Source organism: Pseudomonas sp. W3I7 (genome assembly GCF_030816095.1).
Lineage (GTDB): Bacteria > Pseudomonadota > Gammaproteobacteria > Pseudomonadales > Pseudomonadaceae > Aquipseudomonas > Aquipseudomonas salomonii.
In genome coordinates, this window is record NZ_JAUSXP010000001.1 from 3,091,689 (window position 1) to 3,103,481 (window position 11,793).

The 11,793-nt window shown below is 58.0% G+C and carries 12 protein-coding genes; 5 read left to right on the plus strand and 7 right to left on the minus strand.

The genetic code is table 11. From position 1 onward, the window contains the following. Positions 1–5 precede the first annotated feature (5 nt). The 5 genes from QF043_RS14470 to QF043_RS14490 all read right to left on the minus strand — a co-directional run bounded on the left by QF043_RS14470 (position 6) and on the right by QF043_RS14490 (position 4,075). Entirely contained in the window at positions 6–986 is a 981-nt protein-coding gene (locus tag QF043_RS14470; protein ID WP_083602177.1) for a class I SAM-dependent methyltransferase, read from the minus strand. Positions 987–1,004: 18 nt separating this feature from the next. Continuing rightward, positions 1,005–2,384 (minus strand): iron-containing redox enzyme family protein, encoded by a 1,380-nt coding sequence (locus QF043_RS14475; protein ID WP_073510267.1) that lies wholly within the window; start codon positions 2,382–2,384, stop codon positions 1,005–1,007. A gap of 288 nt (positions 2,385–2,672) precedes the next feature. Beyond that, positions 2,673–3,317 (minus strand): DUF421 domain-containing protein, encoded by a 645-nt coding sequence (locus QF043_RS14480; protein ID WP_290439344.1) that lies wholly within the window; start codon positions 3,315–3,317, stop codon positions 2,673–2,675. Between the two features lie 8 nt (positions 3,318–3,325). Further along, on the minus strand, positions 3,326–3,841 hold the full coding sequence (locus QF043_RS14485) for a hypothetical protein (protein WP_073510268.1): 516 nt from the start codon (positions 3,839–3,841) through the stop codon (positions 3,326–3,328). 12 nt (positions 3,842–3,853) lie between these two features. Next, positions 3,854–4,075, minus strand: a complete 222-nt coding sequence (locus QF043_RS14490) for a PLD nuclease N-terminal domain-containing protein (RefSeq protein ID WP_073510269.1) — start codon at positions 4,073–4,075, stop codon at positions 3,854–3,856. 652 nt (positions 4,076–4,727) lie between these two features. Between QF043_RS14490 and QF043_RS14495 the strand changes: the two genes are divergently transcribed. From QF043_RS14495 to QF043_RS14515, 5 genes are all read left to right on the plus strand, one after another. Continuing rightward, positions 4,728–5,279 carry an ATP-dependent Clp protease proteolytic subunit gene (locus tag QF043_RS14495; RefSeq protein ID WP_307419044.1) on the plus strand — a complete coding sequence of 184 codons (552 nt, stop codon included), beginning with the start codon at positions 4,728–4,730 and terminating at the stop codon, positions 5,277–5,279. Positions 5,280–5,857: 578 nt separating this feature from the next. Beyond that, positions 5,858–6,157, plus strand: coding sequence for a hypothetical protein (locus QF043_RS14500; RefSeq protein WP_307419045.1), 300 nt, complete (start codon positions 5,858–5,860; stop codon positions 6,155–6,157). Continuing rightward, positions 6,157–6,387 carry a hypothetical protein gene (locus tag QF043_RS14505; protein WP_307419046.1) on the plus strand — a complete coding sequence of 77 codons (231 nt, stop codon included), beginning with the start codon at positions 6,157–6,159 and terminating at the stop codon, positions 6,385–6,387. Before QF043_RS14500 ends, QF043_RS14505 begins: the two co-directional genes overlap by 1 nt. Before the next feature lie 197 nt (positions 6,388–6,584). After that, entirely contained in the window at positions 6,585–10,013 is a 3,429-nt protein-coding gene (gene ligD / locus QF043_RS14510) for a DNA ligase D (protein WP_307419047.1), read from the plus strand. A gap of 22 nt (positions 10,014–10,035) precedes the next feature. Then, positions 10,036–10,260 (plus strand): DUF2188 domain-containing protein, encoded by a 225-nt coding sequence (locus QF043_RS14515; RefSeq protein ID WP_307419048.1) that lies wholly within the window; start codon positions 10,036–10,038, stop codon positions 10,258–10,260. A gap of 252 nt (positions 10,261–10,512) precedes the next feature. Here the strand turns inward: QF043_RS14515 and QF043_RS14520 are convergent, their stop codons facing one another. Both QF043_RS14520 and QF043_RS14525 read right to left on the minus strand, forming a co-directional pair. Next, positions 10,513–10,743 carry a YgjV family protein gene (locus QF043_RS14520; RefSeq protein ID WP_153004025.1) on the minus strand — a complete coding sequence of 77 codons (231 nt, stop codon included), beginning with the start codon at positions 10,741–10,743 and terminating at the stop codon, positions 10,513–10,515. Between the two features lie 421 nt (positions 10,744–11,164). Then, complete coding sequence (locus QF043_RS14525) at positions 11,165–11,665, minus strand: CinA family protein (protein WP_307419050.1); 501 nt, start codon at positions 11,663–11,665, stop codon at positions 11,165–11,167. Positions 11,666–11,793 lie beyond the last annotated feature (128 nt).

Below are 11,793 nucleotides of genomic sequence, written 5' to 3' on the forward strand. Positions count from 1 at the left end.
GCCCGTCAGCTCAGGCGCGTAACGGTCAGCGCCACTGCAGCGATGCGCTCGACCCGCTCGTAGCCGGGTTTTTCCAACTCTTCGCCGAACACGTCGGGGTCCAGTTCGCGGTAGGTCCAGCCAAAGGCGTCGCTGGTCAACATGGCACGGGCGGCCTCAAGGAACGCATCGCGCCCGTCGACCATCGCCACGCCGGTGTAGAGCAACAAGGTGCCGTCGCGCGCCAGGCGCGGCAGCGCTTCACGCAGGATGCGCAACGACAGCGCTTCACCCAGTTCGCCGCCGCCATGGCGGTAGGCGCGCTGTTGACCGTCCTTCATGTAGGGCGGGTTGGCGAGGATCAGGTCAAAGCAGCCGTCGACGCTGTCGAGCACGTCGCTGTGGTACACGCTGACGTTCGGCGTCTCGGCCAATTCGGCGTTGACCGCGCTCAGGCGTAGCGCCCTGGGGTTGATGTCCACCGCCAGCACTTCAGCGTCATGGCGCGCACGCGCCACCAGCAAGGCACCGGCGCCCGAGCCGCAGCCGATGTCCACGGCGCGGTGGATCGGCGCAAAGCGCTCGCGCAGGCAGTCGTCAATGACGCCGGCAAAACGGTAGGTGTCGGGGCCGAAAAACACCGAGTCCGCGTCCTCGGTTGGAAACGCCGAATGTGCCAACAGCAACGGGCCCAAGGTCGACCAGCGTACCGTGCTGTGCCAGCGCCCATGCGCCTTGACGACAATGCCGGTCTCTTGCAGCTCCCGCCATTCGGCGGGCTCGAACACCTGCGCATCAAAGGGTCGCGACCAGCCGAAAATCCCGCGCATGTCACTGGCCGGCGCATTATCCAAACGACCAATGACCCGTTGGTGGGTCAGCGGCGTGGGCGTGATAAAGCGATAGTCATCCGCCTGCAAGCGGCGGCCCAAGTGCAGCAGCGCCCGGTCGGCACGGGACTGGGCCGATGAAATGGGCGGAGACGAATACAGCAGCGGATCGGCCATGGGCGCATTCCTTGTCAATCAGCGCAGGCGTGCGCGCAGTTCAATAAAACGCCGAGTGGCGAACAAGCCAGCGGGGCGATGATGACGGCCAGGGCGCAGCCACGGTAACAACAGGGCTAACGGCTGCTCGCCGTTGTGCGACGCCAGTGCCTCTTGGAGCGCATGCGTTTCGGGGTCGTCGGGCGTGTTTGCGTTCGCGTCTGGCGACACGGGCAGCGCTGGGCGTCGGCGCGCAATACGTTTTGCATCACACCAATCCCCGGCGATCCAGTCGCGCAGCAATTGTTTTTCATACCCACTGAACACGCCGAACATGGCGGCCCCTGCGCCGTCGATCAATTGCCAGAAACGGCTGTCTTCAGGGGTCTGGTGTCGCTTGATCCAGCCCTTGTCCTGCAGGGCTTGCAGGAAACCGCGAACCTGCCCCGGCTGCGCCAGCCATTGATTGACAGTCTTGCCTTCAAAGCGGCAGTAATCGGAATGCATGTGCTGGCCGAACGGGCGCTTGCGCTCAAGCATCGCGATCAGTTCGTGCTCCAGGTCAAACGCCTGAATGACTGCCGTGGAGCCCACGCCAAGGTCGTTCAGCTGGTAACCGCGGCGCACCCGTTGCCAATACTCGGTCGCGTCCATACCTTGGGGCATCAACGCCAGAACCGCTTGCACCGCGCGGCGGGCGTGGCCGCTGCTGGCGTTGTCGATGGTCACATGAAGGCTGAAATAATAGGGGTCGATACCCAGTTCCGTGAGTTCGTAGGCGCAGATGAGCAGGTGCAGCGGCAGTTGTTCATAGCCCAGGTTATAGCCGACGATTTCCGGCATGTGCCCTTGGGCGCTGTGGCCCAGCGCCAACTGGATGGCGCCTTGGTGAAAGTGTTGATCTTGCCAGTCGAAATCGCCGTCGCAACCTTGCTCGGCCAACAGGCGCTGGTAAATCGCGACATGGTTCTGTGCCGACTCGCCGTCGCCGAGCTCTTCCAGGTAGGTGGTCAAAAGCCCGTCGTAGCGATAATCCGGCCAGTGCGCAAGCACCCCGTAGAGCCAGGCACCGTCGACATGTTTGGTCGGCGCCACGCATTGCAGGAAGTACAGGGCGTGAGCTTTATTTTGAAAATAGCGGCGGTCGTCGCCTTGCTGTCGACCTTGCAGGTACTGCGCGTATGCCTCGGCAACCGCCGTGCAATTGTGTTCAACCCACTCCATCAGTTGGTCAGGCGATGATGGCAACGGCGCATCTTCAGCGGGTCCGACGAGCTCCAGCTGCGCCTCCAGGAAATCTGCCGCCTGCTGTGAAGTTTCGGCATCCCAATCGGTAAGCAGATTGTGATACTGGCTGCGCAAAGTACCCTCATGCTGCCACTGGCTGGACGCATTTTTCAGGGTTTGAAAGACAGTCATAAACGGCTCCTTGGGTGGCGGACCAGGCACATCCTCCAGTGGCCACCGGCAGGCAAGTACACGCCGAGTGCAACGGGACAAAACAGGAAGGCTATGCAACCGGGGAATGCAGGCATGGCAGGCTCCATCCGCAAATTTTTATTCGGGCCTGCGCGACTGCGAAGGCCTGTTACGGTGCGCTTTTTTTGCGCCTCTATTACGAAAGAGCTGCACGCTGGGCAAAAATTCCATCGGCGTTCGCCCGCGCCTGACCAAGTGATGGGTTGGCCCGCAACGCGTCCAACAGCATCAAGGCTTCAAGCGTTTCTCGTCTTCAGGCCCCGGGGTAACCCGCGCGCCATTACCGTTGGAATCCGGGTTGCGCTCGCCTTCCCTGGAGACGCGCTCATCGTCGCTGAGCCCTGGGCCAAGGTCTTTTTCCAGAAGCTGTTCAGGCGCGTCGGGTTGGGGAGTTGTGGATGGCGTGTTCATCGGCATAGCCTCCTCGGCTGACTCATAGGGGATGATTGAAATTTTTCCGTTGCGCTCCAGAATCGCGAATTTGATCTGGCTTATATCAACAATGCCCTGCGCGGATCGCGACGCTTCAAGGATGTCTTCTTCGTCCAGTCGCGCGTGCTTCAAGCGTTGGTGGAGCACGCGGCCCTGCTCAACCAAAATGGTCGCTCCACCGTCGAGCAGGCGCGAAAACCACGGCGAACGCTGCTTGACCAATGAGAAACCGATGTCGATCGCGATCAGCGTGACAATCACCAGCACCGCATTGACCAACGAGAAATCATCACCCAGCAATGCCTGTTGTGTGGCCTCGCCAATCACCATCAACAACACCAGGTCGAAGGTGGTGAGTTCCGCCAGGGAGCGCCGGCCGGCGATCTTGAACAGCACCATCAGCACCAGATAAATCGCGGCTGCACGCAAGACCGAATCCATGGGCGCCCCTAGGGATAAATGAATTGAGAGAAGCGCACAGAAGCCCCACCCGTTCGCGACACTTGGGTCGCAAAGCTGCCTACGCCGTCACTGCGCAGGGTCAGGTGCAACGTCGCTTGGCCGTCGTTATCGCTCAGCACCCACAGCTTCACGCCCTCGCCGGCGGCGCTGGCCTTGAGCGGCTGAGGCTGCAGCATTTCAATATTGAAACCGCGCAGCAGCTCGCCCTTGATCTCGACCTCAAGGGTTTCGCGCGCCTGGCCCTGCAGGTGAACCACCAGCCCGTCGGAGGAACCGTTGCGCAGGAACCGCTGGTACTCCACACGCAACTGCCCATCGGCACTGCGCACATCGGCGGTACTCAGCGGCCCCTTGGAGAACAACCCGGCCAACGTCAGCCCCATCAACACGACGAGCGCATACCAGCCCAACCGCTCGAAGCGCCAGACCTTGCGCTGCAAGGCCATGTCTTCTTTCACCGGGTAGTGGCGGTTCTTCAGGTCGTCAGATTTTGGGGTGTTCATGTCGGTCTTTGCTCAACCCTTGCTGTGCTCGGGCGAAGACGGCCCCTTGGTGACGCCGCGCGGGCCGGCAATGGCCCATATGGCTGCGCCTAAAAACGGCAACAACACGACGACCGCCGTCCAGCCGGCCTTACTCCCTGACGCGTTATCGCTTCGCCAGACGCTGTTGAGGATCCACAAATCGATCAGGATGAGCACGACGGCCAGGCCGATCCAAAAATACGTGGTTTGCATGGTGCACCTCCAGGTTATGAACCTTTAGGTAGGGCTTACACCAGCAGGGTTCATTATTTTTTAAGCGTCGACGGCCATACTAAGCAAAGCGGCAACAGTGCCATTATTTCAATATCGTTTACTCCCAACAGTTATACGAAACGGTATTTTTTCTGACTCGATGTATAAGTTCTATTGCGCTTTATGCCGTTCATCGGCATTTCGCAAATCTCTCAAAACGATTTCCAAAACGCGCTGATCGGAACAGATAACCGCTGTATTAATGAGCAACTAGCGAAACGCCAACTACGCAAAACATAGCGGCGGTCGCCAGTCGTAACTGATACAAAGGGTGGCCCCGCGGCCCCTTCGTTTAAGCCAAAGGAAGACACCATGCGAGCTGCCATTGAACCGCAACGACACGCCCCCCGCACCGTCGTCAGTGAACCCCAGCCAGCTGGCGGTGCAAGGACGTCGCCGAAAACGCCGAATTGTTATGAGCGTGTGGAAACCACCGAGCACGCGGAAGCAACTGTCCGCGCTACACAGTCACCACCCGTCTGTGAGCGCGTTAGCTAACCACCGCGCACTTTCCAAAAACGTGTTATTCCAATAAGGCATTCATACAACGCCCTAACCCTGGACATTCGTTCCTACTGTCTCAGAGGTGCTTATGCCTTTACATGTCATCAACTTCACCGGCCCGGTCAACGCGTCGACCTGTAGCCAGCTCATCGAAAAGGCCTCCTTGGCTGTTCAGCAGAATGCGACCGGCTTGCTTGTTAACATCGCAACCATGGGCGGCGAATGCAGTTACGGTTTTACGATGTACAACTTTCTGCTCGCTCTGCCAATTCCGGTGCATACCCACAACCTGGGGACGGTGGAATCGATGGGCAACATCATCTTCCTGGCGGGCGAGCGCCGAACGGCGTGCGAACACAGCAAGTTTTTGTTCCACCCGTTTCATTGGCATGTGCAGGGCGCCGTCGACCATTCACGAATGTCCGAATACGCCATGAGCCTCGACTATGATTTGCAGCTGTACGCACGCATCGTTGCGCAGCGAACATCGCAAGCCGCGGAAAAGCTCGACACCGAACGGTACTTGATCGCCGCCCCGCGCATTCTTGATCCGCATCAGGCACTGGCTAGCGGGCTTATCCATGCGATTGAGTTGCCTGTGATCCAGGCGGAACAGGTGTGCACCTTTAATCATTCCTAGTCGGTGACGTCGCGTTTTAGTGGTTGGTCTCGGGGTTTGGCCTTGTGACCTAACCCGGCTAACCCAGCGTCCTGCCGGGCTAGCTACGTTCAAAGCCTGCGTTGGGCGAGCGTGGTTTAACGGGACGCCTGAGATCAAGATCAAGCAGGTCAAAAGCACAGCACGGAGGCCTGACAGCCTACCTGAGTGGTCCGAGCAAAAACGGATCACAAGCGACACCTGATTGATCGTTCCCTCGCGGCGTGGGAACGATCAGATGTGACCGGTCACTCAAGTATTAATCGGTCAACTGTGGGAGCTGGCTTGCCTGGGATGCAAACTACTCGGTCCTTCAGGTACACCCCATTGAACCGCACTAACGCCCACAATCCACCCTCCGCTCTCTCGATCTAAAAAGAAGATCATTTCGCCCAGCTGGATCGATTAAGTCATCGATATTTCAAAGATAAACCGTTTGATACCAACGCTTTTTCGGCGGGTCACACAACTATTGGTACGCGTTACCAAGGTGTGTACCAGGTTCGGCTCCCCTGCGGCATTGCCTATCAAAAGGAGCTACTCGATGAAGGACGCCCGTCATGCAATTCAACCCTACACCCGCACAACTAACCGCCTGCCGCCGTCTCGCAATGGAGCAAAACCAGAAACTCTTCGCCCAGGCCAATACACTCAGCCGCGACGCGTTCGACCTCCTGGATCATCCGGATTTCGACAGTGAACGCTTTGATGAGTACCTGCAGCTGCGTCGCAAGGCCGAATCACTTTTTCGCGAAGCGATAGAACACCTCAGTGTGCTCAACAGGGAATTCCCACCACCGTGTGCTTTTTCAACGTCTGAGGGGGCGACAATCGTAACGGCTGAGAAGGAGACAGCGTGATGGACAACTCGCAGCGTGCGTGGGAACTGGCAATGGTGTTGATTGCCAACGGCAAAATCTCATTCGACCCCGCCAACCCGGAGGGGTCGGTGGAGATCCTGGCAAAACACCTGCAAGCCATGGAGGCAGCCTTGCAGGAGCAGCCGTTATTCAACCCAAATTCTTACCCGAGCGCGGAACGTGTGGCCAAGCCCGCCCACCGCAGGCCGGCACTGGCGCGCGTTGATTGACCGCTGGACCGGCCTGCGCGTGGTTGAGGAAAGTGTTTCGGCATGCCCACTTGCGCCGAAATGTCAGGGTGGCCCAGACCCTCTCCCATCACTCTCGTGCTGTCTGCGCCATCCGCTCGACGCGCCAATAAATAGAACTTGGGCGGCGCCTTTGCACTCGGATAAGAGCGTTCCGAGCACATTCAAGGACCGAGGCAATGCAGAATCTCAAGATCGCTACATTCAATGTCAACGGCATCGGGGCGCGTCTTCCCAATCTGCTGCAATGGCTTGGGAAGGAGCGCCCGGACATCGTCTGCCTGCAAGAGTTGAAGGCACAGGATCACGCGTTCCCTGCAGGCGACCTTGAAGCGGCGGGTTACGGCTCATTGCACCATGGCCAAGCCTCATGGAACGGCGTGGCGATTCTTGCGCGAGATTCCGAACCCCTGTTGATCCATAAAGGCCTGCCCGGGGCCGAAGACGATTCGCAGTCTCGGTACCTGGAAGCGGCGGTACATGGCGTCGTCGTCGGCTGCCTATACCTGCCCAACGGAAACCCGCAGCCAGGGCCCAAGTTTGAATACAAGCTCAAGTGGTTTGAGCAACTGATCGCGCACGCCGACACACTGCAAGCCAGCGAACACCCTATGGTCCTCGCGGGCGATTACAACGTGGTGCCCACCGACATTGATATCTACAACACGCGTTCCTGGCTAAAGGATGCGCTTCTTCAACCGCAAAGCCGCGAGTGCTACCAAAGACTCCTGGCCCAAGGCTGGATCGACTCGGTGAGGCACCTGTACCCGGAGGAGCGCGTGTATACGTTCTGGGATTATTTCCGTCAGCACTGGCAGAAGAATTCCGGCCTGCGCATTGACCATCTCCTGCTGAACACGGTGCTCGCCCCTTACCTTAAAAACGCGGGCGTGGATGCCTGGGTGCGGGGCGAAGCGCATGCCAGTGATCATGCGCCGACATGGATTGAAATCTCATCGCGAAAGACTCGATCCAAGAGGAACACGAAGCGCAACGCGGACGACTCACACTCAACGGTAAAGCCCTCCGACACGCTCGATGAATACAACCGAAAGCGTGATTTAAATGCGACCTCGGAACCGTCGGGCAGCGCAAAACCGCATAAATCTGCCCCGAAAGAGGCCCGTGAACCGGCTGCGCTCCAGTTCTGCATCCAGAAGCACGATGCGACGCGCCTGCATTACGACTTTCGCCTGGAGCTCGACGGCACACTGAAGAGTTGGGCGGTGCCCAAGGGCCCTTCGCTGGACCCGAAATCCAAACGCCTGGCCGTGCATGTCGAAGACCATCCGCTCGATTACGCAACATTTGAAGGCACGATCCCGGAGGGCCATTACGGTGCCGGTGACGTCATTGTGTGGGATCGCGGTATCTGGAAACCCTTATCCGATCCTGCTGAGGCCTATGCCAAAGGCCGGCTGAAATTCGAGTTGCAGGGAGAAAAGCTCGGCGGCGTCTGGAACCTGGTCAAGACGCATATCCCTGGCAAGCAGGAACAATGGTTTTTGATCAAGCATCAGGACGAATTCGCCCGGCCGGAAAGCGACTACGACATCGTCAACACCGAACCCCATAGCGTGCTGAGCGAACGCACTATCGTGCAGAAGAAGCGCCCGGGAAAATCGGCTGATCCCAAGCCTATCGAGAAGGCCCCCGCTACGCGGACGAAGCCTGGGCACGCGCAATTGGTCAATGCCCGACCCTCGACACTCCCCGACAGTCTAAAGCCTGAACTGGCCACGCTGGTGGATTCCGCGCCGGAGGGCGATTGGCGCTACGAGATCAAATTCGACGGTTACCGCATCATGGCCAAAGTCGATGACGGCAAGGTGCAGTTGTTTACCCGCAACGGTCACGACTGGACGCACAAACTTCCTCGTCAGGCCGAAGCGATTGCCAGCCTCGCCCTGGAGTCCGCCTGGCTCGATGGCGAAATGGTTGTTGCCAATGCGCAGGGCGTCCCCGATTTCCAGGCACTCCAAAATGCATTTGAGCAGGGCCGTAGCGGCAACATTGTTTATTACCTTTTTGACCTGCCTTTTCTCAACGGCATGGATCTACGGGAAGTCCCGGTAGAGCAGCGCCGCGAAGCGTTATCCGAGGTGCTGGAGCGCAGTGAGGACGAGGTACTCAAATTCTCGGACGACTTCGCCGAAACCCCGGAAGCGCTGCTGAACAGCGCTTGCCAAATGCAAATGGAAGGCCTCATCGGCAAACGCGTGGGCAGCCCGTACGTCTCACGTCGCAGCGGCGACTGGATCAAACTCAAATGTAAACGGCGGCAGGAATTTGTCATCGTCGGCTATACCGAGCCGAAGGGTTCACGCAGCAAATTCGGCGCGCTGTTATTGGGCCTGCATGACGCTGACAGCGGCGAGCTTAAATACGCAGGCAAAGTCGGCACCGGATTCAACCAGGCGACACTGACGACGATCTACGCACAACTGACGCCCCTTGAGGCCAAAAAGCCTGCCGTCGTAAACCCGCCGACGGGCGCCGACGCCAAGGACGTTCATTGGCTCAAGCCATCGCTGCTGGCAGAAATCGCTTTTGCCGAAATAACCCAAGAGGGTTCGGTCAGGCACGCCGTGTTCCAGGGGTTGCGCAACGATAAACCCGCGAAATCGATCACCGAAGAGCGCCCGGCGGAAACCCCGCAGGTCGAGAAAAAGCCCGTCCGGAAAAAACCACCTGCGGCGGCGGCCAAGGGTAAAGACGGCGAAGAGGCCGCCACCAGGATCCGGCTCACGCACCCCCAACGCGTGATTGACCCTACGAGCAGCGCAACCAAGCGTGACTTGGCGGACTATTACATCGGTGTTTCTGAATGGCTCTTGCCACAGTTGCTCAACCGCCCGGTCGCGTTGGTGCGTGCGCCAGACGGTATCGGCGGGGAACTGTTTTTCCAGAAAAACGCCGAGCGCTTGACAATCCCCGGAATCGAGATCATCGGTAAAGAAGAGACGGGCCACCCGGTGATGTTAATCAATACTATCGAGACGCTGATAGGCGCGGTACAGATGAGCACCATTGAGCTGCACACCTGGAACGCCGTCTCCAAGGACCTGCATCGCCCTGATCGATTTATTCTCGACCTCGACCCCGATCCTGCACTGCCCTGGAAGAGCATGGTGGAGGCAACCCAACTGACACTCACGGTGCTGGATGAGTTAGGGCTCACATCATTCCTGAAAACCAGCGGCGGCAAGGGTATTCACATTGTCGTACCGTTGACGCCGAAGGCCGATTGGGACGCGGTAAAAAGCTTCAGCCACGCGGTTGTCAAACACATCGCCAATCTGCTTCCAGATCGATTCTCGGCCGTTTCCGGACCTAAAAATCGGGTAGGCCGAATCTTCATCGATTACCTGCGCAATGGCTTGGGCGCAACCACCATTTGCGCTTACTCGGCGCGTACGCGCGAGGGGCTACCAGTATCAGTGCCGATTTTCCGGGATGAGCTGAAAGAGATCAAAGGCGCCAACGTCTGGAACATTCAAAACATCCATCAACGCCTGGGAGCGCTGGACGTTGATCCGTGGGCTGACATGCCTGGAACAAAGCAAACCATCACGGCCCAAATGCGTAAACGCATAGGTCTCAAGTAGCCCCCACATCAGGAGAGATGAAATGGACAACTACCACATCACGCCGGCTGAAAACGGTTGGGCCTTAAAGAAAGAGGGCGCGGGGCGCGCGTCGAAAACGGCAACCACGAAGGCTGAAATAATAGAGCTCGCCAGTGAATTCCTTGATGGAAAAACAGCCTCGCTGAAGATTCATAAGGAAGACGGTTCGATTCAGGAAGAGCGCACGTACCCTCGGCGTGCTGACCCGACGAAGACCAAAGGCTAGTGCCACGAATATTTTTTCAATTCAAGCATGATCCCGTGAGTTTTCAGCAGGTGCTCGATCGTTCAAAAAGCACTGCATGGGTTTAAAGGCTGTGAACCTTAGCATTCAGAACCTTGCAGGGGGTGTATGCGTGTGCGCCCCTCTCCCATGATCAACTGAGAAAGCCCGCTGATTATCAAACGCTTCGCCGACGTTCAGACAATCGGTGCGTAACGGCCGGAGCAGAACCCAAGGCTCAACCAAACCTGATGTTTACGCCCGATTCTTCCTGAAGCCTCGAACGTTCATCCCCAGCAAAATGCACTCGAGTACGATCAGCCCAAATGCATTCGCGTGCCATCCCCAGACAACCCATAACGCATTGCTCAGGATGAACCCCCAAAAGGCAACCCTGCGTCGGCGTCGCTGTTGAGACCCGATAAACCAGGCCGAAATGACCGTGACGACCATGGCAGGCCACTGCAGCCAATCAATCAGGTCCAAAACGTCAACCTGTTACGGGGCTGGGGCATGGAAGGCTCCACTCCGCCGTGGGCATCAGGCGGCATTAGGGAAGCCAGGTAGTCGCACGACACATGTAGTCCCGGCGTGCGTTGATGACCACCGGGTTGGTGGCCGTCCCGACGGTGCATGCGCCGGTCTTTCGAGGTCTGCAACCAGTGAAAGTCCTCGCGGGCAGTCAGAAGCTGAAACCCGCCCGCCTTCCGAAGGCAGCACGGAGTCCGGGCATTCACGGATAAGCCTTTCTCCGTTATGGGCAGGTATCACGATGCCTATCATTGCGTTCCTCAACCTTGCTAAGTCTCTTCAGCTATCGACATTCGGCCAACGGCAAAGGTTTAAACCGAGAGACCTTTCATTCTTTCAGCGAACGTATGCCAACCAAAACGAATAACGTCATGATTCAGCCTTTTTCACCCCTTAGTGCTTTTTGATGAAAGCCTGGCAAATGCTTCAATGCGTGCAGGGCAGCAGACAGCTGCACCTGATCACGCGAACCCGGGAACCACTCCCTGCGGCTGAATACACTCAGGCCTGACGGGGTAAGGAAAGCCCACGCAAAACAGACAGTCCCTGCGGGAATGCCATCGACATCGTCAGGGCCCAGGATCCCGGTCGTTGCCAACGCGAGGTCAGCTTTACTGTCCCGCAGCGCCCCCTGCGCCATCTCAAGGGCTACCTCACAGCTGGTCAGATTAAAGGTCTCGATGGTATAGGCGCGTACAGACAAAAGCCGTTGCTTCGCTTCCGGTGAATACACGACGTACCCGCTTTCGATGCATGCACCTGCGCCTTGAATCTCCGAAAGAAGCGAAATTATTTTCCCTGCGGTACAGGATTCAGCGGTGGTGATTCGAAGACCATTCGCCTTCAAATATTCCATTGTGATGACAGGAATGCTCATGGCCATTTCCTCTGGATACTGCCCTTTGGACCTCTAATCAGGCGATTATTTCCAGTTTTGCAGACCATGCTCTCTACCCTTGCGCCGTCGCGCCTGGACTGACTTATGCGTGACGCAGAACGCCGGCA